Annotated in this window: 26 protein-coding genes; 13 read left to right on the forward strand and 13 right to left on the reverse strand. The window is 69.6% G+C overall.

What is annotated here, in order from left to right; genetic code table 11:
• Positions 1-19: 19 nt before the first annotated feature.
• The 3 genes from dnaA to VEA62_RS00530 all read right to left on the reverse strand — a co-directional run bounded on the left by dnaA (position 20) and on the right by VEA62_RS00530 (position 3110).
• Entirely contained in the window at positions 20-1489 is a 1470-nt protein-coding gene (gene dnaA / locus VEA62_RS00520; protein ID WP_414641765.1) for a chromosomal replication initiator protein DnaA, read from the reverse strand.
• 414 nt (positions 1490-1903) lie between these two features.
• On the reverse strand, positions 1904-2173 hold the full coding sequence (gene rpsT / locus VEA62_RS00525; RefSeq protein ID WP_324813111.1) for a 30S ribosomal protein S20: 270 nt from the start codon (positions 2171-2173) through the stop codon (positions 1904-1906).
• A 130-nt stretch (positions 2174-2303) separates the two neighbouring features.
• Positions 2304-3110, reverse strand: coding sequence for an SDR family NAD(P)-dependent oxidoreductase (locus tag VEA62_RS00530; protein ID WP_324817006.1), 807 nt, complete (start codon positions 3108-3110; stop codon positions 2304-2306).
• A gap of 104 nt (positions 3111-3214) precedes the next feature.
• On the opposite strand from VEA62_RS00530, the gene VEA62_RS00535 reads away from it, so the two are divergent.
• From VEA62_RS00535 to VEA62_RS00565, 7 genes are all read left to right on the forward strand, one after another.
• Positions 3215-3784, forward strand: coding sequence for an SRPBCC family protein (locus VEA62_RS00535; RefSeq protein ID WP_324817009.1), 570 nt, complete (start codon positions 3215-3217; stop codon positions 3782-3784).
• A 26-nt stretch (positions 3785-3810) separates the two neighbouring features.
• Entirely contained in the window at positions 3811-4986 is a 1176-nt protein-coding gene (locus VEA62_RS00540) for a zinc-dependent alcohol dehydrogenase (RefSeq protein WP_324817012.1), read from the forward strand.
• 37 nt (positions 4987-5023) lie between these two features.
• Positions 5024-5209: a hypothetical protein gene (locus tag VEA62_RS00545; RefSeq protein ID WP_324817014.1), complete on the forward strand. Its 186-nt coding sequence runs from the start codon at positions 5024-5026 to the stop codon at positions 5207-5209.
• Positions 5210-5211: 2 nt separating this feature from the next.
• Complete coding sequence (locus VEA62_RS00550) at positions 5212-5424, forward strand: hypothetical protein (RefSeq protein ID WP_324817016.1); 213 nt, start codon at positions 5212-5214, stop codon at positions 5422-5424.
• Positions 5425-5525: 101 nt separating this feature from the next.
• Positions 5526-5663: a hypothetical protein gene (locus VEA62_RS00555; RefSeq protein ID WP_324817018.1), complete on the forward strand. Its 138-nt coding sequence runs from the start codon at positions 5526-5528 to the stop codon at positions 5661-5663.
• Positions 5664-5709: 46 nt separating this feature from the next.
• Positions 5710-6270: a peptidase S14 gene (locus VEA62_RS00560; RefSeq protein WP_324817021.1), complete on the forward strand. Its 561-nt coding sequence runs from the start codon at positions 5710-5712 to the stop codon at positions 6268-6270.
• A gap of 4 nt (positions 6271-6274) precedes the next feature.
• Positions 6275-8356 carry a glycoside hydrolase family 65 protein gene (locus VEA62_RS00565; RefSeq protein WP_324817024.1) on the forward strand — a complete coding sequence of 694 codons (2082 nt, stop codon included), beginning with the start codon at positions 6275-6277 and terminating at the stop codon, positions 8354-8356.
• Here the strand turns inward: VEA62_RS00565 and VEA62_RS00570 are convergent.
• From VEA62_RS00570 to VEA62_RS00585, 4 genes are all read right to left on the reverse strand, one after another.
• A complete protein-coding gene (locus VEA62_RS00570) occupies positions 8343-9131 on the reverse strand; it encodes an enoyl-CoA hydratase-related protein (RefSeq protein WP_324817026.1) in 789 nt (262 codons plus the stop codon). The genes VEA62_RS00565 and VEA62_RS00570 overlap by 14 nt on opposite strands.
• A gap of 37 nt (positions 9132-9168) precedes the next feature.
• Positions 9169-9711, reverse strand: coding sequence for a DUF1697 domain-containing protein (locus tag VEA62_RS00575; RefSeq protein ID WP_324817028.1), 543 nt, complete (start codon positions 9709-9711; stop codon positions 9169-9171).
• Between the two features lie 4 nt (positions 9712-9715).
• Positions 9716-10579, reverse strand: a complete 864-nt coding sequence (gene mutM, locus VEA62_RS00580) for a bifunctional DNA-formamidopyrimidine glycosylase/DNA-(apurinic or apyrimidinic site) lyase (protein WP_324817030.1) — start codon at positions 10577-10579, stop codon at positions 9716-9718.
• Positions 10580-10967: 388 nt separating this feature from the next.
• Entirely contained in the window at positions 10968-11420 is a 453-nt protein-coding gene (locus VEA62_RS00585; protein ID WP_324817032.1) for a cytochrome c, read from the reverse strand.
• A 137-nt stretch (positions 11421-11557) separates the two neighbouring features.
• Here VEA62_RS00585 and VEA62_RS00590 point away from each other — a divergent pair, with 137 nt between their 5' ends.
• From VEA62_RS00590 to VEA62_RS00600, 3 genes are all read left to right on the forward strand, one after another.
• Positions 11558-13615, forward strand: a complete 2058-nt coding sequence (locus VEA62_RS00590) for an OPT family oligopeptide transporter (protein ID WP_324817035.1) — start codon at positions 11558-11560, stop codon at positions 13613-13615.
• Positions 13616-13793: 178 nt separating this feature from the next.
• Positions 13794-15623 (forward strand): translational GTPase TypA, encoded by a 1830-nt coding sequence (gene typA, locus VEA62_RS00595; RefSeq protein WP_324817038.1) that lies wholly within the window; start codon positions 13794-13796, stop codon positions 15621-15623.
• Between the two features lie 140 nt (positions 15624-15763).
• Complete coding sequence (locus VEA62_RS00600; protein ID WP_324817041.1) at positions 15764-16486, forward strand: hypothetical protein; 723 nt, start codon at positions 15764-15766, stop codon at positions 16484-16486.
• Between the two features lie 72 nt (positions 16487-16558).
• Here VEA62_RS00600 and VEA62_RS00605 read toward each other — a convergent pair whose 3' ends face one another.
• Positions 16559-16816, reverse strand: a complete 258-nt coding sequence (locus tag VEA62_RS00605) for a GlsB/YeaQ/YmgE family stress response membrane protein (protein ID WP_324817044.1) — start codon at positions 16814-16816, stop codon at positions 16559-16561.
• A gap of 182 nt (positions 16817-16998) precedes the next feature.
• Between VEA62_RS00605 and VEA62_RS00610 the strand changes: the two genes are divergently transcribed.
• Positions 16999-17376, forward strand: coding sequence for a helix-turn-helix domain-containing protein (locus tag VEA62_RS00610; protein WP_414641762.1), 378 nt, complete (start codon positions 16999-17001; stop codon positions 17374-17376).
• A gap of 53 nt (positions 17377-17429) precedes the next feature.
• Positions 17430-18215, forward strand: a complete 786-nt coding sequence (hisN, locus tag VEA62_RS00615; RefSeq protein WP_324817046.1) for a histidinol-phosphatase — start codon at positions 17430-17432, stop codon at positions 18213-18215.
• Here the strand turns inward: hisN and VEA62_RS00620 are convergent.
• The 3 genes from VEA62_RS00620 to VEA62_RS00630 all read right to left on the reverse strand — a co-directional run bounded on the left by VEA62_RS00620 (position 18212) and on the right by VEA62_RS00630 (position 21083).
• Entirely contained in the window at positions 18212-19252 is a 1041-nt protein-coding gene (locus tag VEA62_RS00620; RefSeq protein WP_324817047.1) for an alpha/beta hydrolase, read from the reverse strand. The genes hisN and VEA62_RS00620 overlap by 4 nt on opposite strands.
• Positions 19249-20151, reverse strand: coding sequence for a methyltransferase (locus tag VEA62_RS00625; RefSeq protein ID WP_324817049.1), 903 nt, complete (start codon positions 20149-20151; stop codon positions 19249-19251). Before VEA62_RS00625 ends, VEA62_RS00620 begins: the two co-directional genes overlap by 4 nt.
• Positions 20152-20255: 104 nt before the next feature.
• Positions 20256-21083, reverse strand: coding sequence for a methyltransferase (locus VEA62_RS00630; RefSeq protein ID WP_324817052.1), 828 nt, complete (start codon positions 21081-21083; stop codon positions 20256-20258).
• Between the two features lie 274 nt (positions 21084-21357).
• On the opposite strand from VEA62_RS00630, the gene VEA62_RS00635 reads away from it, so the two are divergent.
• Positions 21358-21822: an Hsp20 family protein gene (locus VEA62_RS00635; RefSeq protein WP_324817055.1), complete on the forward strand. Its 465-nt coding sequence runs from the start codon at positions 21358-21360 to the stop codon at positions 21820-21822.
• Between the two features lie 59 nt (positions 21823-21881).
• Here the strand turns inward: VEA62_RS00635 and VEA62_RS00640 are convergent, their stop codons facing one another.
• Both VEA62_RS00640 and ribD read right to left on the reverse strand, forming a co-directional pair.
• Positions 21882-23153 (reverse strand): pentapeptide repeat-containing protein, encoded by a 1272-nt coding sequence (locus VEA62_RS00640; RefSeq protein WP_324817058.1) that lies wholly within the window; start codon positions 23151-23153, stop codon positions 21882-21884.
• 51 nt (positions 23154-23204) lie between these two features.
• On the reverse strand, positions 23205-23843 hold the full coding sequence (ribD, locus tag VEA62_RS00645; protein WP_324817061.1) for a bifunctional diaminohydroxyphosphoribosylaminopyrimidine deaminase/5-amino-6-(5-phosphoribosylamino)uracil reductase RibD: 639 nt from the start codon (positions 23841-23843) through the stop codon (positions 23205-23207).
• Positions 23844-23845 lie beyond the last annotated feature (2 nt).

Here is a 23845-nt window from a genome sequence, read left to right on the forward strand (position 1 = left end):
AGGAGGCCGGGCCGGGGGTCTAACCCCGCAGCTTGCGCGTCAGGGCCTCGACGTCCCGGGCGATCTGGTCGTCCTGGGCCATCAGCTCCTCGATCTTGCGCACGCCGTGCAGGACCGTGGTGTGGTCGCGCCCGCCGAAGCGGCGGCCGATGTCGGGATAGGACCGCGTCGTGTGCTGCTTGCACAGCCACATGGCGATCTGTCGCGGTCGGGCGACGGAGCGCGTGCGGCGCTCCGACAGCAGGTCGGCCTGCTTGAGGGTGAAATGCTCGGCGACCGTCTTCTGGATCTCGTCGACGGTGATGCGGCGCTCGGGTCCGCCGCGCAGGGCCGAGCCGAGCAGGGACTGGACCTCGTCGATGGTCAGGGCCGACAGCCGGGCGCCGGCGACGGCGGCCAGGGTGTTCACGGCGCCTTCCAGCTCGCGCATCGAGCCGGGGGTGCGGTCGACGAGGTGTTCCAGCACATCGACCCGGGCCTCGCCCGAGACCACGCCGAGCGTCGCCAGCGCCTGTATGCGGTTACGCGCCACGGCCAGTTTGAGGGCGCGGTCGGCCGGCTCGACCGGGCAGGTCAGGCCCGAGGCCAGGTGGCTGCGCAGGCGCGGCTCGACCTCGGTCAGGGCCATGGGCGGGCGGTCGGCCGACAGGACGATGCGCTTGCCGTCCTCGATCAGGCTGGTCAGCGTGGCCAGCAGCTCGTCCTGGGTCGAGGCCTTGCCGCCGACGAACTGGACGTCGTCGATCAGCAGCATGTCGGCGCCGCGCAGGCTCTCCTTGAAGGCTGCGGTCGAGCGGTCCTGCATGGCCCGCACGAAGGTCGACAGGAAGCGCTCGGCCGTCAGATAGACCACCTTGGCGTCGGGGCGCAGGCGCTGCGCCTCCCAGGCGATGGCGTTGAGCAGGTGGGTCTTGCCGTAGCCGTAGGGGCCGCAGAAGAAGATCGGGTTGAAGTGGCCGTCGGCCCAGCAGGCCGCCTGGCGGGCGATGGCGAGGGCGAAGGCGTTGCCCTGGCCTTCCACGAAGCTGTCGAAGTTGAGGCGCTCCTGCAGGCCGGCGGCGCGGACGGCGCGGGCGCCGTCGGCCACGGGGCCGACCGTCGCCATCGGCATCGCCACGACGTTGGCGGAAGCGGGAGCCTCGGCGCGGCCGGCGGCGACCTGCGAGGCCGGCGGGGTCGAGCCCATCTCGGCCCGGCAGCGCACCTCGAGACGGCGCGACAGGCCGTCGAGGCCCAGCCACAGTTCATTCATGCGCCGCAGGGCGTTCTTGCGCACCCAGTCGCGGGCGTAGGCGGTCGGGGTGACGAGGATCAGCTGGCCGGCGCCGTCGGTCCGCACCGCCGAGGGGGCGATGTAGGAGCTGAAAGCGCCCTCGCCGATCTCGCTGCGCAGGCGACCCGCCGCCTCGGTCCAGATACGATCCGGATCGGTCATCTCCGCCATTTGTGCGCCCCCCGCCATGTTCAGCCACCCGCCAATAGAATCCATCACCTGACGCCCTTCGAGCGGCCTGGATCGCGGACGACTTCTCCTGTCCGGTGCGGCTGGGCGCCGCCCGGGTGGGGTCATGCTCTCGATCAGACATCTCACGCCGACGCGAAACTGGTCCCGCGCCGTGTTCATCCGTGTGGGGATGGAAGTGCGTTAGAGCCCCAAACTTACGCCGGGAGTGGGGGCCGTCAACGCTGATTCGATTCGCCGAATGCAGTTAAATTGTTTGACTCCGCTAAAGCCAAACGCAGTCAACGAAATCCTCGATTTCGCCACCGGGGCGAGCACGATTTGGTCTGGCGAAGGTTAGCGGCGCACGTGCAAACGGCGAGGGAGCGGTTGCTCCCTCGCCGTTGAATTCGCTCGAATTTACCATGACAGGCCTGTGAAAGGCCGTCCGGCGCCGTTGTGTCAGGCAGCCGACATTTTCTTCAGCTGGGCGGCCAGGCGCGACACCTTGCGCGAGCCCGTGTTCTTGTGAACCACGCCCTTGGTGACGGCGCGCATCAGCTCCGATTGCGCCTCCACGAAAGCGGCCTTGGCGGCGCCGGCGTCGCCGCCCGTCACGGCTTCCTGGAATTTGCGCAGGAAGGTGCGGACGCGCGTGCGGCGCGCCTTGTTCACTTCGGTGCGGGCGGCGATCTTGCGGATCGCTTTCTTGGCGCCGGGGTTGTTGGCCATCAGTCAAACCTTCGAACGGAAAACGCCGCGGAGCACACGTCCACGGCGCGAAAATCTCAAGAGCGCGCGGCTATAGCCGAAAGGGGCGGGGGGTTCAAGGCGAAGAATCGGGCCCCGCTCCCGGTTCCGCTCAGTTCTTGCCCGAGCCCGGCTCCGCCTGTTTGCGGTGCATCTCCGCCAGCGCCGACTCCGGCGTGATGGCGGCCATGGCGGCCTGCAGCTTGTTGCCCATTCCGGCGACCACGTCGCCGTCGCCGCGCTTCATCGCCTCATAACCGATCTTCGCCACCTTCGCCGGGTCCATCTTCCTGCCCTGGCCGACCATGGTGTCCTCCAGCCCGGCTCGCTCGAAGAATTCGGTGTCCGTCGGACCGGGCATCAGCACCGTCACGCTGACGCCGCTGTCCTTCAGCTCGTTGCGCAGGGCGAAGGAGAAGCTGTCCACGAAGGCCTTGGAGCCGTTGTAGACCGCCTGGAAGGCGCCCGGCATCAGGCCGGCGATCGAGCCGGTGAAAAGGATACGCCCGCGGCCCCGCTCGCGCATGTCCCGGCCGACCAGCCAGACCAGCCGCAGCGTGCCGGTTACGTTGGTGTCGATGACCGACAGGATGTCCTCGAAGTTCTGGTCGAGGAAGGCGTGGCCGAGGCCATGGCCGGCGTTGGCGACCAAGGCGTCGACCGGTCGGCCGCCGATCCGGTCGTAAAGGGCCTTCACGCCCTCCGCGGTGGCGAGATCGGCCTGCAGGGGGTCGACCCGCGCGCCGAGGCTCTCGAAGGTCTGCACCGCCTCGGCCAGGGGCGTGTCCGCGGCCACCACCAGGTCATAGCCGTCCTCGGCGAACAGCCGGGCCAGCTCATAGCCGATCCCCGACGACGCTCCCGTCACGACGGCGAGGGGGCGAACGGCTTCGGCGGCGGTGGCGGACAGGTCGGTCATGGAGGGCTCCGGGCTGGTGTTCGGCGCGACAACCGCGCGGTCCGGCGCGTGTTCCCGGGAACGAAGCCCGATCCCGGCGGGTTCGCTGGCCGAAAGGAGCCGTCATGTCCGAACAGCCGATGTCGACCGACGCCGAGGTCGAATCCACCGCCTTCACCGACAAGGACCGGATCGAGGGCGAGCACGAAGCCGCGAGCGTTCGCGCCGTCATGATCAACCGCCCCCGTCAGGAACTGTACGATTTCTGGCGCGACTTCCGGAACCTCCCGGCCTTCATGGAGAACGTGAAGTCGGTCGAAATCATGGAGTCCGGCCGCTCGAGCTGGATCATCGCCGGACCGGCCGGAGCCGACTTCGAACTGGTCAGCGAGATCACCGAGGAGCGTCCCGGCGAATACATCGCATGGCGGTCGCTGGAGGAGAGCGACATCGACCACGAGGGCTGGATCGAGTTCCGCGACAATCCGTTCGGCCGGGGCGCCGAGGTCCGGGTCTTCATCAGCTACGACCCGCCGGCCGGGCCGCTGGGCAAGGTCGTCGCCAAGGTGATGCAGCGCGAGCCGCGCATCCAGGCCCGCCGCGAGTTGCGTCGCTTCAAGCAGTTGATGGAGACGGGCGAGATCCCGACCTCGAAGGCGCCCGACGCCGCGCCTCGCGCCAGCCGCCACTTCTGATTCGGCCCTCAGCGAAAGAGAATTCCATGCGCGCCCTGACCTGGCACGGAAAGCACAATGTCCAGGTGGACACCGTCCCCGATCCGCAGATCGTCAATCCGCGGGACGCCATCATCAAGATCACCGCCACCGCCATCTGCGGTTCGGACCTGCACCTCTACGACAGCATGATCCCCGGCATGTCCAATGGCGACATCCTCGGCCACGAATTCATGGGCGAGGTGGTCGAGGTCGGGCGCGGCAACACCAGCCTTAGGGTCGGCCAGAAGGTCGTGGTGCCGTTCGTCATCGCCTGCGGCAGCTGTTTCTTCTGCGGCAAGCAGCAGTATTCCGCCTGCGACAACTCCAACCCAGCCGACAAATCCGACGCCTCGGAGATCGCCTACGGTTATCCGATGTCGGGCCTGTTCGGCTACTCGCACATGACGGGCGGCTACGCCGGCGGCCAGGCCGAGTACGCCCGGGTGCCCTATTCCGACATCGGCCCGATCGTGGTGCCGGACGGCATCGAGGACGAGCGGGTGCTCTTTCTTTCGGACATCTTTCCTACCGGCTGGATGGCGGCCGAGAACGCGGAGATCGAGCCCGGCGACACCGTGGCCATCTGGGGCTGCGGCCCGGTCGGGCTGTTCGCCATCAAGAGCGCCAAGCTGATGGGCGCCGGGCGGATCATCGCCATCGACCATCTGCCGCGCCGGCTGGAGCTTGCCAGGGCGAACGGCGCCGAGGTGCTGAACTACCACGAGGTCAAGGTGCGCGAGGCGCTGATGGAGATGACCGCCGGCATCGGCCCGGATGCCTGTATCGACGCCGTCGGCATGGAGGCTCACGGCTTCGCGCCCGACAACATTCTGGATGCGGTCAAGCAGGAGACGAAGCTGGGCACCGACCGCCAGCACGTTCTGCGCGAGACGATCATGGCCTGCCGCAAGGGCGGGCGGGTCTCGGTGCCCGGCGTCTACGGCGGCATCGGCGACAAGCTGCCGATCGGGGCCTTCATGCAGAAGGGTCTGACCATCAAGACCGGTCAGACCCATGTTCAGAAATACCTGCCGCAACTGCTGGAGCTGATCCTCGACGGCAGGATCGACACCACCGACCTGATCAGCCACCGGCTGCCGCTGGAGCAGGCCGCCGAGGGGTACAGGAACTTCCACGACAATCCGGACGAATGGACCAAGGTGGTCCTGAAACCCCACTGACGCGGAGCCGTTGTCCTTTCAGCAGCAGGAGAGTGTGATGACCAGCAAGCCTCTGAACGACGATCCACAAAATGACCGCACGCCCGATCCCAGTCAGGCGAAGACAGCCGCGGGCCGTCGTCCCGACCAGGGCGGCGCCCCTCCCGGGCGCGACCAGGCGGAGCCGGCCACAGGCGCCGAGGGCGCGGCCGGCGCCGGCGGTTCCGGCGGCTTCGGAACCTGAAGATGCGCATCTATCGCGTGACAGTCGGCGTCGAGGGCGGCTCCAGCCGGGTGATCAAGGTGCCGTCGAAGACGGATGTGCAGGCGGGCGACGCCGCGGCGCCGCTGATGTCGGAGGGCGAGGCGATCCTCTCGATCGAGGAGACCGACGATCCCTATCAGGAGGTCGATGGCCCGCCGCCGGGCACCCAGACGCATCCGGACCAGATCGTCTGACCCGGCTCCCCGGCCGGGAGTCGGGTCGCCGACTCAGGAACTCCCGGGCTTGCCAGCCGGTTGCCCCGATGCGCATCCGCGCCAATCAACGGAGTAGGGAAATGCCCAATCAGCAAGGCCAGAACCAGGACCAGAAGCAACGCCAGGCGGGCGGCCAGCACCGTCAGGACGAACAGCGCCAGCGTCAGGACGAGCAGCGCCAGCGCCAGGACCAGCAGCGCCAGAAGCAACGGCAATAGGATCGGGTGGGGCGGAGCCCCGCTCCGCCCCTCATCCCGTTCGAGAATGACGACGCCGCCCGAAGCCCTTTTCGCCCCCCAGGTCCGTCTCAACGGCAATGTCGACGACGCCATGTTCTCGGCGTTCCAGGAGCAGTTCCAGGAGGCGGCCGACCTGCCCGATCCGGTCGTGGTGGAGCTGACCACCGTGGGCGGGGACGCCGACGTGGGGCGGCGCATAGCGGCTGATATCCGGCTGTTCCGGGCGCACACTGGTCGCAGTCCGCTGTTCTTCGGCAAGACCACGGTGTTCTCCGCCGGCGCGACCATCATGGCGGCCTTCCGCCGTGGCGACCGCTGGATGGACCGGCACGGGGTGCTGATGATCCATTGCCGCAAGCTCTCCAAGACCCTCGAGCTTTCGAACTTCCTCAAGGCCGAGCGGCCGCGGGTCGAGGCCCTGCTGGCCGAGATCGATCTCGGCATCAAGGTGCAGACCTGGGGGTTCGAGGAATTAATCGCCGGGAGCGACATCGACCTGGACGAACTGGAAGAGAAGGCGGCGGAGAACTGGTACCTGACGGCGGAACAGGCGCTCCAGAGGAGCCTGATAGCCGGGGTCGTCTGAGGCCGTGGAACTCCACCTGCCCATCAGCCCGCCGGTCGAGCGCGGCCCCGGAGGAGCCGACCTCCCGGCCTATGTCGCAAACGGTCTGATCGGCCTGAGAGTGCGCGAAAATGCGCTGGCGGCCGGGATGTGCATCGTCTCCGGCTTTGTCGGCGAGCATCACGAGAAGCGGGTCGAGGCCGCTGTGGCCGCGCCCTATCCTCTGGGCGGCGATGTGGCGATCGACGGCCTGTGGGCGGCTGACCAGCCGCAGTCTGTGGAGCCCGTGGATCAGGCCTACGACTTCTCCACCGGCGAACTCACCAGCCGGCTGGCGGTCCGCATCGGCGAGCGGCGCGCCGACCTCGAGATCGTGACCTTCGCCAGCCGGACCCATCCGACCGTGGTCTGCCAGCAGGTGATGGTCGAGGTCGACGGCGCCTGTGACCTGATGGTCCGCTCGCGGGTGGACACCACCGACCTTCGCGGGCGGATGCTGGAACGCCGGGTGGATACGGCGGGCGAGCCGGAGCCGGTCTGCGACGGCTCGATCCTGTGGGAGTCGGAAGGCGGGCTGGGCCGGCTGGGGGTCGCGACCCTGACCGCCGTGGCCCACGAGGCGCGGCGCACCCAGGAGCCATGGGACGCGCTGGGACCCTTGTCGACCACCTATACGCAGCGGGCGGTGAAGGGTCGGCGGCTGCGCTTTCAGACCCTCACCAGCCTCGTTCCTTCGGTCATGCACAGTCAGCCGCACCGGCAGGCGGTCCGGCTGATCGCCATGGCCGGCCAGCTCGGCTTCGACGAACTGCGGCGCCGCAATCGCGACGCCTGGCGCGAACTCTGGAAAGGCCGCATCCGGCTGATCGGGGCGGAGGAGCGCTGGCAGGCCATGGCCGACGCGGCCTTCTTCTATCTGAACAGCTCGGTCCACCATGCGTCGCCGTCCTCTACGTCGATCTACGGCCTGGCTACATGGCGGAATTATCACTACTATTTCGGCCACGTCATGTGGGATGTCGATGCGTTCGCGATTCCGCCGCTGAGCGTGCTGCAGCCGGACGCGGCGCATTCGATGCTGGAGTTTCGCAGGCGGGGCCTGAGGGCGGCGCGGGACAATGCGCGGATGCTGGGCCGGAGAGGCGCGCAGTTTCCGTGGGAGGCGGGGCCCGCCAGGGGCGAGGAGGCCACGCCGGGCGGGGCCACGGCGGCCGGGCGCGAGGACCACATCAACCTGCACGTGGCGAGGGCCTTCCTCCACCATGTCGACGCCACCGGCGACGCCCGCTTCATGCACGAGGCGGCGTGGCCGGTCGTGTCAGGCGTGGCTGAATGGCTGTGCGACCGGGTGGAGCGGACCCGGGACGGCTATGCGGTGCGCGAGGGCGGCGGTCCGGCCGAACGGCCGGAGCCCGAGGACGACGACGCCCTGACCCTGATGGCCGGCCGTATCGTGCTTGAGCAGGCCGTCGAACTGGCCGCCCGCGTCGGCCTGCCGCCCGATCCGGCATGGATCCGCGTTGCGCGGGGGCTGCATCCGCCGATGCGCGGCGACGGCGTGATCGCCCAGCACGCCGGGTACCGGAAGGACGAGGAGAAGGGCGCCACCCCGTCGCCCCTGATGGGCTTCTTTCCCTATTGGGCGGAGGCCGACGAGGAGACCATGCGGCGGACGCTGGCCTTCTATCTGGGCCTCTGGGAGGACTATGTCGGGGCGCCGATGCTGTCGGCCCTCTACGGCGTCTGGGCGGCCTGGGCGGGCGACCGCGGGCTGTCGCTGAAGCTGTTCGACGAGGGCTACGGCAAATTCCAGTACGGCCGCTTCCAGCAGACCCTGGAGTACCGGCTGGACAAGGCTCCGAACCCGATCGCCTCAGGCCCGTTCTTCGCCAACATGGGCGGGCTGATCACCGGCCTGCTGTTCGGCCTGCCGGGGCTGAAGGTGTCGTCCGCGCCGCCCGAGGACTGGCCCCGGAGACCCGTCGTCCTGCCCGAGGGCTGGGAAGCGATCGAATGCGATCGCCTGTGGGTGCGCGGCCAGCCCTGCCGGCTCGTGGCGCGGCAGGGGGCAGAACGGGCGGAGCTGACCGTCGCTAGCGGCCGGTGAAGTTCGGCTTCCGCTTCTCGACGAAGGCGGCCATGCCCTCCTTCTGGTCCTCGAAGGCGAACAGGGAGTGGAACAGGCGGCGCTCGAACTGCACGCCCTGGGTCAGGGTGGTCTCGAGCGCGGCGTTGACCATCTCCTTGTTGGCCATGACGGCGAGCGGGCTCTGGGCGGCGATGCGGGCGGCGATCTTGCGGGTCTCGTCCAGCAGCGCGTCGTGCGGGACGACGCGGGCGGCGAGGCCGGCGCGCTCGGCCTCGGCGGCGTCCATCATCCGGGCCGTGAGCATCATGTCCATGGCCTTGGACTTGCCGACCAGACGCGTCAGGCGCTGGGAGCCGCCGATGCCGGGGGCGACGCCGAGATTGATCTCGGGCTGGCCGAATTTGGCCTTGTCCGAGGCGACGATGAAGTCGCACAGCATGGCCAGTTCGCAGCCGCCGCCGAGGGCGAAGCCGTTCACCGCCGCGATGATCGGCTTGCGAAAGCGGGTGATCCGGTCGTGGCCCAGCGAGAAGAAATTGGCCTTGTACATGTCGGCGTAGGACTGGTCGGACATCTCCTTGATGTCGGCGCCGGCGGCGAAGGCCTTGTCGCCCGAGCCGGTCAGGATCAGGCAGCGCACGCTGTCGTCGTGTTCGACCGCGTCGAGGAAGTCGGCCAGGTCCCGGAAGAGAGCGGAGTTGAGCGCGTTGAGCGCCTCGGGGCGGTTCAGGGTCACCACCGCATAGCCGTCGGCGTGGCGCTCGATGAGCAGGGTGGAATAGCGGTCGGCCATGGGGGTCTCCTCGTCTGCGGCCTGCATACCGATCCGGTCACGCCGGCGAAAGGCCCACCATCTCGCCCAGCTTCAGCACCGTGTTCCAGTTCCGGCCGGTGCCCATGCCCAGCAGGCGTGGGGAGGCTTTCTTGAAGATCGCCGACTCGCCCTGACCGTTCGGGAACCAGAAATACAGCACGTCGCCGATCGCCTCGACGCGTTCGCCGCCGTCGGCCAGATCGCGGCAGGCCTCGAGCGCGCCCGGCTTGATGCCGTCCTTCATGACCATGGCCAGCACCTTGGCGGGCTGGGTGGCGGCCTCTTCCGGAAATGGATTGGCGGCGGTCATGGCCGCCCATTGTTCGGACGTGCGGGCCATGGCGGCGATCCTGAGGCCGAAACGGCGCTCCATCTCCGCCTCGATCTCGCGCTCCAGCGTGGCCGTCGCCTTGCCGCTCTCGACCACGAGGTTGCCGCTGGCCGCCAGGGTGCGCGGGTTCTTCAGCCCCATGGCCTCGGCCATGGCGCGCTGCTCGGCGACGGGCGCGCGGACGCCTCCGGTGTTCATGCCGCGGAACAGGATGATGCGGTGGGTCATGGCGTCACCGTTTCTGGCAGGAGGGGCACCAGAAGGTAGAGCGACCGGCCTGGACCGTGCGCTTGACCACGCCCGTGCAGCCTTCGCCCGGGCACGGCTGGCCTTCGCGGCCGTAGACGTCGAAGCGGTGCTGGAAATAGCCCTGGCCGCCGTCGGCGTTGGCGAAGTCGCGCAGGGTCGAGCCGCCGGCCGCGATGGCGTCCCCGAGCACGTCGCGGATGACGGCGGCGAGGGTCTCGAGGCGCGGTCTCGACACCTTGCCCGCCTCGACGAGCGGCGAGATGCGGGCGCGGTAGAGGGCCTCGCAGACGTAGATGTTGCCGAGGCCGGCGACGATGCGCTGATCGAGCAGGCTGACCTTGATGTTCTGCTTCTTGCCCGTGAAGGCCTCGGCCAGATGGGCCCCCGAGAAGGCGTTGCCGAGCGGCTCGGGTCCGAGGCCGGCGAACCACGGGTGACCGTCGACCGCGTCGGTCGGGATCAGGCCCATGAAGCCGAAGCGGCGGGCGTCGGCGAAGCCCACTCGGGTGGTCGTCTCGCCCTTCACCGCGCACAGGCTGACATGCTCATGCTTGCCGGCGACGGGCGCGGCCTCCTCGAACTCGCCGAGCTGTTCACCGTCGAGGGTGAAGCGGCCGGTCATGCCCAGGTGGGTGACCCAGGTCTCGCCGGTCGAGAGCGGCATCAGCAGGTATTTGGCGCGCCGGTCGATCCGCGCGACGGTCGCGCCTTCCAGCCGGTCGGCAAAGCGGTCGGGGAACGGGAAGCGCAGGTCAGGTCGGTTCTGGCGCACACGGGTCAGACGGGCGCCGGCCAGGACGGGTTCAAGGCCGCGGCGGACGGTCTCGACCTCGGGAAGCTCGGGCATGGGCGGGTCCGGAGCGGATGAAAAAAAACGAGTCGGCAGAGTCGGCAGAGTCTACATCGCCCGGCTCGGGGTCACCGCCGAAATTCGAGCCGTCAGAGTCGGCAGAGTCTACATAGGCGGGATCCGGCTCAGCGCCGCAATGCGCGTCGACCGACTGGACATGGCGGCGGCTGTCGGGAAACGGGGCGCGGCTCCTCGGCGGAGCGGCGGGGATGGATTGTCAAAGACCCGGCGTCGGAAACAGACGCGAGGGTCATTATGCGCCAGGCCGCTCCTCAGGCGGACAAACAGGTTCGAGAAAAAGTCAGTCGATTGTTCATGTTGGAGAATTTTTCGCCAACCCGACTATAATTCCGCGAACTGTCAGCACAGCGTCCTGCCGGAGGACTCATCCGGCCTTGTAGGCGTCGTGGCACGACTGGCAGCTCTGGCGCACGGCCGCCCATTGGGCGGCGAAGGCGGCGGAGTCCTCGCCGGCGGCGAGTTCAGCCAGCCGGTCGGCGGCGGCGGCGTAGGCGGCGGCCTTCTCCTCGAAGCCGGCGCGGTCGCTCCAGACCTCGGGCTTCGCATTGGTCTGGACGCCAGCTTCGGCCCCCGTCCCGGCCGGGAACATGCCGGGGACGGCGTGGGCCCAACGCGCCAGGGCGCGGCTGTTGAAGCGCTGGCTCGCCGGGGGCTGACCGGCGTCGATCGCCGCCTTCATGGCGCCCATGGCCACGCCGGACAGCATCATCGCCGCCTGGCGTCCCCTGACGATCCCGGCGGGTCCTTCGCCCTCCGCGTTCGCGGCCCCGCCAACGCACAGCAGCCCCAGCACGGCCGCGATCAGGATCCTGCGCATCATGGTCTCTCCCCCGCTACGGCGAAGCTCCGCCCGGCCGGCCCGCGAGTCAATCGGGCGCGGCGGGTTTCACGCCGCCTCTCGACGCCCGGGCCGTTTCCGGCTTACCTCCCGCCAATCAAGGGAGAGGGCCTTCAATGACCGACACACCCGCGAGCGCGCCCATCAGCGGCGGCAAGCGCATCGAACTGACGCTCCGGGCGCTGGTTCTGGGCTGCATACTGGCGGTGATCTTCACCGCCGCGAACACCTATCTTGGCCTGAAGGTCGGCCTGACCTTCGCCTCCGCCATCCCGGCGGCGGTCATCTCCATGGCCATCCTGCGGATGTTCCGGACCTCGACCATCTGGGAGAACATGACCGTCCAGACCGTGGCCTCGGTCGGCGGGGCGATGAGCTCGATCATCTTCGTGCTGCCGGGCCTGGTCATGGTCGGCTGGTGGCTGGAGTTCCCGTTCTGGGAATCGGTGCTGATCTGCGTCTTCGGCGGCATTCTGGGGGTCACCTTCTCGATCCCGCTGCGCCGCGCGCTCGTGGTCGAGGCCAACCTGCCCTATCCCGAAGGCGTCGCGGCGGCCGAGGTGCTGACCGTCGGCTCGCGCGGGGCCGAACAGACCGAGAGCGCCGTGCGCGAGAACGCCTCGGGCCTGTGGGTCGTGATCACCGGGGCGGTCGTTTCGGCGGGCTATGCCCTGCTGGTCGCCGGACGCGTATTCGCGTCCGAGGCGGCCCGGTTCGTCAAATTGCCGGCCTCGCTGGGCGGCGGCGCCACGGGCATCGGCTTCGGCATGCAGTTCGCCCTGCTGGGCGCCGGACACCTGATCGGCCTGAGCGTCGGTCTGGCGCAACTGGTCGGCCTGATCCTGGCCTGGTGCATCGCCGTGCCGATCCTGACGTCGCCCGACACCATCGCCTGGCTGACCGCCCACGGCATCCCCTCGATCGCCACCACGCTGCCCGCCGGCGCCGGCGCGGAGGAGCTGGCCGGCACGGTGTGGAGCCGCGAAGTGCGGTTCATGGGCGCCGGCGTCATCGGCGTGGCCGCCATCTGGACCCTGATCAAACTGGCCGGACCGCTGATCGGCGGCCTGACCTCGGCCCTGGCCGCCAACCGCCGCCGCCAGAGCGGCGAGGTGCTGGACCGCACCGAACAGGACATCCCGATCAACATCGTCGCCGGCCTGTCGGTCGCCTGCCTGATCGGCATCGGCCTGATCCTGGCCTGGTTCGCCCAGGGCAATCCGACGCTGGCCGGATCGACGGCGCTGCTGGTCGGCGGCGGCCTGATCTATGTCGTCTTCATCGGCTTCGCGGTCGCCGCCATCTGCGGCTACATGGCCGGGCTGATCGGATCGTCGAACAGCCCGGTGTCCGGGGTCGGCATCCTGGCCATCGTCATCGCCTCGGTGCTGATGCTCGGCGTACTGGCGCTCGCCGGACTGCCGGCCGATCCCTCGGTGGTGGCCTTCGCCCTGATCGTCACCGCCGTCGTATTCGCCGTGGCGGTGATCGCCAACGACAACCTGCAGGACCTGAAGACGGGCCAACTGGTGCAGGCCACGCCGTGGCGGCAGCAGACGGCCCTGATCGTCGGCGTCGTCGCGGGCGCCATCGTGATCCCGCTGATCCTCAACCTGCTCAACAAGGCCTTCGGCTTCGAGGGCGGACCGGCCGGCATCGCCGACGAGCCGCTGGCGGCCCCGCAGGCGACGCTGATCTCGGCGCTCGCGCGCGGCGTCATCGGCGGCGACCTGCGCTGGGACCTGATCGGGCTCGGCGCGGCCATCGGCGTCGTGATCATCGTGATCGACATGATCCTGAGCGGCGCGACCAGGGGCAAGATGAAGCTGCCGCCGCTGGCTGTCGGCATCGGCTTCTATCTGCCGGCCGCCGTGACCACGATGCTGGTCATCGGCGCGATCTGCGGCTGGGTCTACGACAAGGCGATCAAGACCACCCGGTTCGCCGACGTCGGCCGCCGGATGGGCGTGCTGCTGGCGTCCGGCCTGATCGTCGGCGAGAGCCTGTTCCTGGTCATGACCGCCGGGGTGATCGTGGCCACCGGGGACGACGCCCCGTTCGCCATGCTGCCCGAGGGCTCGACCTGGCCGGCCATGATGGCGGGGATCGCGGCCTTCGCCGTGCTGACCTTGCTGCTCTACGGCTGGGTGCGGAGCCGGTCGGCGAAGGTCTGATTTCGCCCTCTGCCCGCCGCTTTTATCGGCGATAGGAGCCGCCGTTGCGCCAGTGCGTGTCCTCACGCACTGGCGTTTCGCCGTTCGCCCCTGTAAGAGGCGCGCGCCTTCCCGCAATCACGCTCCTTCGCAGCGGCCCGGACCTTCCGGGGCCGAACACAGTCCGCCCGAGTCCGAAATGAACCTGCGCAACGTCGCCATCATCGCCCACGTCGACCACGGCAAGACCACGCTGGTGGACCAGCTGCTCGCCCAGTCCGGCGTGTTCCGAGCCAATGAGGCGACGACCGAGCGCGCCATGGACTCCAACGACCAGGAGCGCGAGCGCGGCATCACCATCCTGGCCAAATGCACCTCGGTGCTGTGGAACGGCAAGGCGGGCGAGACCCGCATCAACATCATCGACACCCCCGGCCACGCCGACTTCGGCGGCGAGGTCGAGCGGATCCTCGGCATGGTGGACGGCTGCGTGCTGCTGGTCGACGCCGAGGAAGGCGTCATGCCGCAGACCAAATTCGTGCTGACCAAGGCGCTGAAGATGGGCCTGCGCCCGATCCTGTGCATCAACAAGGTCGACCGCGCCCATGCCGATCCGGACCGGGTCCACAACGCCGCCTTCGACCTGTTCGCCGCCATCGGCGCGACCGACGAGCAGCTGGACTTCCCGCACATCTACGCCTCGGGCCGGGCCGGCTGGGCGACGCTGGACCTGAACCAGCCGAGCGACAACCTGGCCCCGCTGTTCGACCTGATCGTCGACCACGTGCCGGCGCCGAAACAGGTCGAGAACAAGGACAAGCCGTTCCAGATCCTGAACGTGCTGATCGAGAGCGACCCCTTCCTGGGCCGCCTGCTGACCGGCCGGATCGAGAGCGGCAAGGCCGTTCCGGGCATGGCCATCAAGGCCCTGTCGCGCGACGGCAAGACCATTGAACAGGGCCGGATCACCAAGGTGCTGGCCTTCCGCGGCCTGAAGCGTCAGCCGGTCGACGACGCCGAGGCCGGCGACATCGTCGCCATCGCCGGCATGTCCAAGGCCACCGTAGCCGACACCCTGTGCGCCCTTGAGGTCACCGAGGCCCTGCCCGCCCAGCCGATCGATCCGCCGACCATCTCGATGACGGTCTCGGTCAACGACAGCCCGCTGGCCGGGCGCGAGGGCGACAAGGTCCAGTCGCGCGTGATCCGCGACCGCCTGCTCAAGGAGGCCGAGGCCAATGTCGCCATCCGCGTCACCGAGACCGGCGGCAAGGACGCCTTCGAGGTCGCCGGCCGCGGCGAACTGCAGCTGGGCGTGCTGATCGAGAACATGCGCCGCGAGGGTTTCGAACTGTCGATCAGCCGTCCGCGGGTGGTCTATCAGACCGGCGAGAACGGCGAGCGGCTGGAGCCGATCGAGGACGTCGTCATCGACGTCGACGACGAATACACCGGCGTGGTCATCGAGAAGCTGTCGGCCCGCAAGGCCGAGCTGAAGGACATGGGCCCGTCGGGCGCCGGCAAGACCCGTCTGGTGCTGAAGTCGCCGTCGCGGTCGCTGATCGGCTACCAGGGCGAGTTCCTGACCGACACCCGCGGTTCGGGCGTGTTGAACCGCGTGTTCAGCCACTATGAGCCGCACAAGGGCGCCATCGAGGGTCGCCTGAAGGGCGTGCTGGTCTCGAACGGCGACGGCGAGACCGCCGCCTTCGCCCTGTGGAACCTCGAGGAGCGCGGCGTGATGTTCGTCGGCGCCGGCGAGAAGACCTACCAGGGCATGATCATCGGCGAGAACAGCCGCTGGGACGATCTCGACGTCAACCCGATGAAGGCCAAGCAGCTGAACAACATCCGCGCCGCCGGCAAGGACGAGGCCGTCCGCCTCACCCCGCCGCGCCGCCCCTCGCTCGAACAGGCGATCGCCTACATCGAGGAGGACGAGCTGGTCGAGGTGACGCCGAAGTCGATCCGTCTGCGCAAGCAGGTGCTGAACCCCTCGTTCCGCAAGAAGCGCGTCCGCGAGGAATAGGGCGGCCGTCCGGTCGCGCGGAATTCGGGCAATCCGGGCGATAGCGGGGCCATTTCGGGGCCGACGCAACAATCCCGTCGGCCGCCGAGTTTGCGTTTCGGTGCGAGCCCTTCCGCTCGCTTAACGCAAGGCTGACCATCATGCGAAAGACCGCGCTCCTGACAGGGGCCGCCGGCCTGTTCCTCATGACCGCTCCGGCGATCGCCCAGGAAGGCACGGCCCCGCAGACTCCTCCCGTCCAGACTCCGCCCGCGACCCAGACTCCGCCCGCGACGACGCCGCCCGGTCAGGCGGCCCAGGCGCCCACCCTGACCCTTCAGCCCGGCATGACGGTGCGCGGCGGAGACGGCGAACTCGGCGTGCTGGTCGGCGCCCGGATGAACGGCGGTCGCCAGCAGCTGACCGTGCGGGGCGCTGATGGAACGGTTCGCGCGGTGCCCATCGACGGCATCCGGCAGGAAGGCGATGGCGTCATCGTCGACTTCACAATGGAACAGTTCAACGCCGCCGATACGGTGACCGAGCCGGCCACGCCCGCCACTCCGGCGGAACCCGGCGCGACCCCGGCGACGCCGGCGACGCCCGCCGTTCCCGGCAACCAGACCACGGACGACGGGGATGATGGCGACGAGTCCGACGCCGACCAGGACGAAGACCGCGCCGCCACGCCGGCGACGCCGGCTGTCCCTGCGACCCCGGCCCAGCCCGGCGTGACCCCGGCGGCTCCGGCCACCCCCGCGGAACCCGCGACGCCGCCGGAACAGACCCCGCCGACCCTGCCGCCGGACAACCCGGCCTCGCCGCCCGCGGGTGAAGGTCAGGGCAACGCCCCGGGCAATCCCCCGGCCAAGCCGAACGGCTGATCCGCACCGGGCAAAAGAGAAGGGCGGCTCCTCGCGGAGCCGCCCTTTTTTGCGCCGCCGAAGCGGTGACCGTCAGGCCCGTCGTTTAACGAGCCCCAGCAGGAACAGCAGGATGATCGCGCCGAGCGTGGCGACGATGATGCCGATGATCCAGTTGCCGCCCGCGTCCCCGCCCAGCAGGGTGTTGTAGAGGAAGCCGCCGATCAGGGCGCCGACGATGCCGACGATCAGATTGGTCAGGAGGCCGTGATTGCGCCCCATGATCTGTTCAGCCAGCCAGCCGGCGATAATGCCGATGACGATCCACGCAACCCATCCAAACCCGCTCATAGTCCGCTCCTTCCAAGGATGATCGATGGCCGTTTAATGCGTCGGAAGCGCAACGGTTGCTCAAGCCTGCGAGAACCCGGTTCACCGGTTCTCGCCCCTCGCGGGAAGGCGGCACGGCCCTTGCCCCCGGAAGGGCGAGCCGTCCCGCATCGGGACAGGCGGGAACAAGGGGAATTGGGGCCATGGCCACCGACATCGACCTTCATCTCGGACGCCGTCTGCGCCGCCGCCGGCGCCTGCTGGGCCTGACCCAGCAGCAGCTGGCCACCCAGGTCGGCATCCGCTTTCAGCAGATCCAGAAATACGAATGCGGCGCGAACCGGATTTCGGCGGCGCGCCTGTGGCAGCTGGCGGAGGCGCTGGAATCGCCGGTCAGCTATTTCTACGACGGCCTGGAAGAGGCCATCGAGCGCCGGGAGGCCGCCAACCAGGGCGGCGAGATGTTTTCCCGCAAGGAAACGCTCGACCTGATCCAGGCCTACTATCAGCTGGGCGAGCGGCCGCGCCGGCGCCTGCTGGACCTCGCCAAGTCGCTGCACACCGAGGGCGAGGCGGCCTGACTGTCGCGCAATGACGCCGTGACATGAGGGCGGGGCGTGAGTATCCCGCCTGCATGACCGAGTACGAAGCGTTCGCCGTTGAACTGGCCCGGGAGGCCGCCCGCGTGTCCCTGCCGTATTTCCGGGGGGTCTGCGAGGAAACCGACAAGGGCGGGGCCGCCGGCTTCGATCCGGTGACCCAGGCCGACCGCGAGGCCGAAGCGGCGATCCGGCGCCTGATCGCCGAACGCTATCCCGCGCACGGCGTGATCGGCGAAGAGTATGGAGAGGATCGGCCCGAGGCCGAGCACGTCTGGATCCTCGATCCCATCGACGGCACCCGCGCCTTCATCGCGGGCCTGCCGCTGTGGACCAATCTGATCGCCCTGAGGACGGAGGGCCGGCCGACCGTCGGCGTGATCGGTCAGCCCTACCTCGACGAGATATTCGTGGGCGGCCCCTCCGGCGCGCGCCTGCTGAAAGCCGGCGGCGAGACGCCGCTGCGCGCGCGCGCCTGCGCCCGCCTCAACGAGGCCCTGATCGCCACCACCGACCCGGACCTGTTCACGGGAGCCGAGCTGGGCGCCTGGACGCAGGTCCGCGCCGCGGCCCGGCTGGCGCGGCTGGGTTGCGACGCCTACGCCTACGCCATGCTCGCCTCGGGCCGCATCGACCTGGTCGCCGAGAGCGCGCTGAAGGTCTGGGACTGGTCCGCCCTGGTTCCGGTGATCGAAGCCGCGGGCGGCGAGGTCACCAACTGGCGGGGCGAGGCGCCGGACGGCTCCGGCCAGGTACTCGCCGTGGGCGACGCCCGGCTGCGGGAACAGGCGCTGGTGGCGCTACGCCGGGCCGCCCTCTAGGCGGCCTCGGTCGGCTCGCCGGCCACCGGGGGACCGGGGATCGGCGACAAGTCCTCGACCGGCGAGACATAGGCGCCCATGGCGTCGAACTCGTCGAGGAAGACCCCGCGCAGTTCGTCGGTTTCCATGACGACCTCGTGCTTCGCCCCGGGAATCTCGACATAGCGGCCGCGGCCCAGTCGGCGGGCGGCCCATCTGTTGGTCTGCTTCCAGACGCGGTCGTCCTCGCCGGCCTGGACGATGGCCACCGGGATGCGGACCGACTTCAGCGCCTTGGGCTTCAGCGCCCGTTCTCCGGCGTCGAGCGCGAAGGCCAGCCAGCCCCAGGTGGGGCCGCCGACGGCGAGATGCGGGCAGGCGTACAGCTGCTGGCGCCACTGTTCGTAGCGGCTCTCGTCGGTGGTCAGGGCGTCCTTCTCGAAGGTGTGATCGAAGGGGTCGTCCGGATTGTCGAGCACATAGTCGCCGGCCTTGCCGTGGCGCAGGTTCCAGCGCACCGCCAGCTTGACCGACCACATAGAGCGTTTGCCGGTCTTGATGCGCAGCATGGGGCTGGTCAGCAGGGCGCCGGAGAAGCGCTCCTCGCCGGCCTGAAGCGTCATCAGGTTCAGCACCGCGCCCATCGAATGGCCGACCATGATCCACGGCTTGGGCGCGCGGGCCTCAAAGGCATCCAGCAGGCGGGCGTAGTCGTCGAGGAATTCCTCGACCGCCCGGGCGTGGCCCTTCAGCCGGTCGGGCAACAGCCGGGCCGAGAGCCCCTGGCCGCGCCAGTCGTGAGCCAGAACGCACCAGCCACGGGCCAGGAAATTGCCGATGACCTCGAAATATTTCTCGATCGGTTCGGTACGTCCCGGGCTGACGATGACGGTGCCGCGGGGCTTGCGGGCGGCGAGTGTCGAAGGCGTCCAGAAGGCGGCGCGCAGCCGCAGGCCGCCGGCGCCGCGGAACCATTCGCCGGTTCCGCCCGGAGGCGCGGAGGCGCCCGGAACCCCCATCAGGGGGGCGTTGGCGGCATAGGCGGCGGCTCGGCTCACTCGGGTTTCCTGAACTTCAAGGTCATTCGGTCGCTCTCGCCGATCTCGTCGTATTTCGACCGGTCGAAGGTCGGGTCCGGCGGCGATCCTCGCGGCGCCGTCAGACCCATCGGAGGCAGGGTCTCGACGCCGAACGGATGATCCTTGGTATCCCTTTCATTCGCGTTGATTTCCGAGGACGCGACATAGGCGAAGCCGGCCTCGGCGGCCAACTGCCTGACAAAGGCCTCCTGGACATAGCCGTCGGCGGCGGTGGGGTCCTGATCCTTGTCCGGTCCGAGCCGATGCTGCTCGACGCCGAGCACGCCGCCGGGCCGCAGGGCTGCATAGGCGTCGGCGAAGGCCTTCTCGGCGATGCCCGCCGCCATCCACGCATGAATGTTGCGCATGAACAGCGCCAGATCGACCGTGCCGGCCGGGGCGACGGGTCCGGAGGTCGGACCGAACGCCGACAGTTCGACTTCGCCGTACAGCCGCCGGTCGTTGGTGAACCGCTTCTGGAAGGCGGCCGCCAGCGCGGTCTGGGCCGGATCGGCGCCGGGGCCGGTCTGGAAGCCGGCGGCGATGTAGCGACCGTCGCCCTCGGCCAGATAGGGGGCGAGTATCTCCGTCCACCAGCCGCTGCCGGGCCAGAATTCGACCACCGTCATGCTGGGCTGAAGACCGAAGAAGCGCAGCGTCTCCATCGGATGGCGCCAGGCGTCCCGGACGCGGTCCTGGGCCCGCCATGGCCCGGCCACGGCCCACTCCAGCGATCCCTTGGGCGGGCCGTCCGGTTGCGGCGGCGGCTCGGCGGTCTTCTCGCGGCTGCACCCGGACAGGGCGAGCAGACCGATGGCGCCGGAAAGCACGCTCCGACGCGACGCAAGCGGTCGCCAGACCTCGGTTGATTTACCCATTCACGTCCCCCGCGACGCGTTCGCGCCGTACGGTTCGTCCCCGTTCGCCACGGGCTTAACCCTGTTCCCGTGGCCGGTCAAAGCCGTTGCGTGGTCAGTTCGCATTACGCCGGCTTGCGGAATCGGAGGGTCATCCGGTCGCTCTCCCCGACAGCGTCGAGGGCGGCCCTTTCGGTCTCCGTCAGGGGCGTCGGACGGTCGGTGGCGACGCCCTCTCGAGGCGCGCTGACGCGGGTCGGGGGCAGGGTCCAGACGCCGTACGGATGATCGTGGTCGTCCCTGGGATTGGCGTTCAGCTCGCTGCGCGCATCGAGCACGAAGCCGGCGGCCAGCGCCGCCCGGATCACATAGCTTTCCGGCACATAGCCCGTCGGAGCGGTCTCGTCCGGGTTCAGGCCGTCGACGCTGCGGTGCTGCTCCACCGCCAGCACGCCGCCGGGCCTCAGGGCCTTGAAGAAGGCGGTCATATAGGGCTCCGTCCGCCCGGCGCGATGCCAGTTATGGAAGGCCCGGGCCACCACGACCAGGTCGGCGGTCCCATCGGAGACGCCCATGCCTTCCAGCGGCCGGTTGACGGCGTGGTAGGTTCCGCCCGTCGCGGCCGCATAGGGCTCGAGGATGTTGCGCCACCATCCGGCGCGCCCGGGCTCGATCTCGACGATGGTCGAGCCGGGCGTGAGGCCCCAGAAGGTCAGGGTCTCGAACGGATGGCGATGGACGTCGCGCGCCACGTCCGCGGCGGGGCGGGCGGAGGACCCCACGGCCGCCTGCAAGGCCGTGTCCTCCTGAGGGACCGGCGGAGTCATGGCGTCGCGGCGCGCCGTCCGCTGGGCCGGGGTTTCGTCGAGCGTCGGCAGGTCCGGAAGCGTCTGGGCGGCGGCCATCGCGGGCAGGGCGATCACGGCGGTGACCACGAGGGCGAACAGGCGCATGGGTCGTCTCCAATGGAGGAGGAATGAAGGCCCGACCCTGCTGGGTTCGGGCGCGCCGGGCAAGTCACGATGCCGGACGGGCGACAGAATGAAGCGCCTGCAGGCGCCCCTTGACGCATTTTCCGCGCATCCCACATCTGCGGGCGAGGACGCCGGCATCGGGTCCTCCAGACCGGACGGGGCCGAGCACGGGCCGCCCGGACTGATCCCCCACCGCCGTCCCGGGCCGAAAACGCAGGGGCGGCTCAACCTTGCTGATCCTCAGGAGGATGACATGCGTACCTATGATTTCACCCCGCTCTACCGTTCGGCCGTCGGCTTCGACCGGCTCGCCAACCTGCTGGAAAGCGCTGCGCGAACCAGCCAGGAGAACGGGTGGCCGCCCTACAACATCGAGACCACGGGCGAGAACGCCTACCGCATCGAGATCGCCGTCGCCGGCTTCAAGCCCGACGAGCTGAACATCGAGGTGAAGGAGAACCTGCTCACCGTCACCGGCCGCAAGACGGCCAACGACGACGGCGCCGGGCGGAATTTCCTGCACCGCGGCCTGGCCGAGCGCGACTTCGAGCGCCGCTTCCAGCTGGCCGACTATGTGGTCGTGAAGAATGCCGACCTGGTCAACGGCCTGCTGTCGATCGATCTGGAGCGCGAGCTTCCGGAAGCCCTGAAGCCCCGCCGCATCGAGATCGGTTCGGGCCAGGCGCTGATCGAAGGCAAGAAGGGCAAGGCGGCGTAACCGCCCGGACCCGTTCTGAACCACGGAAGGGGCGGCGCGTGCGTCGCCCCTTTTTCGCGTCAGGCGGCGGCGTCGATCTCCATGCCCCGCGCACCGGCCGTGATCGTTCCGGTCAGCTCGGCCTGACGCAGGCAGGCGCCGCGAAGGGTGGCGCGGGTCAGGTCCGCGTCGGTCAGGTTGGCGCGCTTCAGGTCGGCTCCGGACAGGTCGGCCCCCTTGAGGCAGGCGCCGGTCAGGTCGGCGGGCAGCAGGCGGTCGGCGGCGATCATCAGCGGGCCGAGCTGGGCCTGGCGCAGGTCGGCGCCGTTGAGGCGCGCCCGGGCCAGCCGGGCGCCGCGCAGGTCGGCCCCCTTGAGATTGACCGAGCGCAGGTCGGCGCCCTCGAGGTGCGCGCCCTGAAGCTGCACCCCCTCCATGTCGAGGCCGTAGAAGACCGCCCCCTTGGCCGACAGGGCGGTCAGGTTGTAGCCGGTGATCGACTTCAGGGCCCTGAGGTCGACGCCGTCGAAGACGGAGGGCTGGCCCGCGGCGCCGCCGGTCTCGCACCAGCGGGCGTGCTCGGCCAGCATCTCGGCGGCGGGCATCTTGTCGATCGGACTGCCGGCCGAGCGGTCGTCGGTCAGGGCCCCGGTCATGTCGGCCCCGTCGGTGCGCCACATGGCCATCCTGGCCCCGACCAGCACGGCGTCGCGCAGGTCCGCGCCCGACAGGTCGGCGCCGGACAGGTCCGCTCCGGCCATGTCGGCGCCGCGGAAACTGGCCTGCTTCAGATTGGCCCGGACCAGCTTGCAGTCCTTCATGATGGCGTCGGAGAAGTCGGCGGCGACGGCGACGATCCCGGTCAGTTTGGAGCGTTCAAGGTTGGCCCCGGCCAGGCAGGCGCCGGAGGCCTGGGTGTCGTTGCGCGGCCTGGCCTCGACGACCCTGAAGCCCAGCCTGGAGTCGGCGGCGGCGATGGTGCCCTCGCGCAGGTCGGCCTCGAACAGGTCGGCTCCGGTCAGGTCGGCGCCGCGCAGGCAGGCCCCGCGCAGGTCGGCCCGGCGCAGGCTGGCCTCGACGAAGACGGCGTCCTGCATGTCCGCGCCGAAGAAGGTGGCGTTGTCCAGCTTGGCGCCCGACAGATCCGCGCCGATCAGGCTGGCGGCGGCGAAGTCGGCGTCGGCGAGGTTGCGGCCGGCCAGGGACAGGCCCGAGAGGTCGAGCCAGGCGAACACCGCCCGGGCCCCGCCGGGCTTGGCCTGCCACAGCCGGTCGTGCCGGGCGCAGATGGCGTCCAGTTCCTGCTGATCGATCCGCCTTCGGGCGGCGATGGGGGCGGTGGTTCCCGACATTGACCCAGAATGGCACGTCGCCGCTTAAGGAATCGTGATGAATCAGGAGGGTTATCGGGTCAGAAGGCCCTGGGCGGCGAGGGCGTCGGCGAGGTCGCCCGGACTGACCCAGACGCGGGTGTAGCCGGCCTCGCCGAGACGCTTCAGTTCGGTGGCGAGGTCGGCCTTGGGCGAGGCGGCGAAGCGGGCGTCGAAGCCTTCGCCGTCGTCGCTGACCCGGACCATGGGCCGCCCGGTCTCGACGCGGTGCAGATAGCCCTCGTAGAGAACGGCGGCCTCCGGGGCGAGGAGGCCGGTCTCGACCTCCATGCCGGCCTTCCGGAGCCGCTCGACGCCGCGGCCCGAGGCGAAGGGCGAGGGATCGACCGCGGCGACGACGACCCGGGCGACGCCCGCCTCGATCAGGTAGTTGGAGCAGGAGGTGCGGCCCGAGGACCGGGCTCCGCAGGGCTCCATGGTGACATAGGCGGTCGCGCCCTTCGCCTTCTCGCCGGCGGCGGGCACGGCCTGCTCCTCGGCGTGGGGACGGCCGCCGGGGGCGGTGGCGGCCTCGGCGACGACCTCACCGTCCCGGACGATGACGCAGCCGACCGCGGGGTTGGGCCAGGTCTGGCCCATCCGCGCCTTGGCCAGGGCGATGGCCCGGCCCATGAAGCGGATGTCGTCGGAGGCCTGCTGCGCGTCGGTCATGG

Source organism: Brevundimonas sp. (assembly GCF_035627475.1).
GTDB lineage: Bacteria > Pseudomonadota > Alphaproteobacteria > Caulobacterales > Caulobacteraceae > Brevundimonas.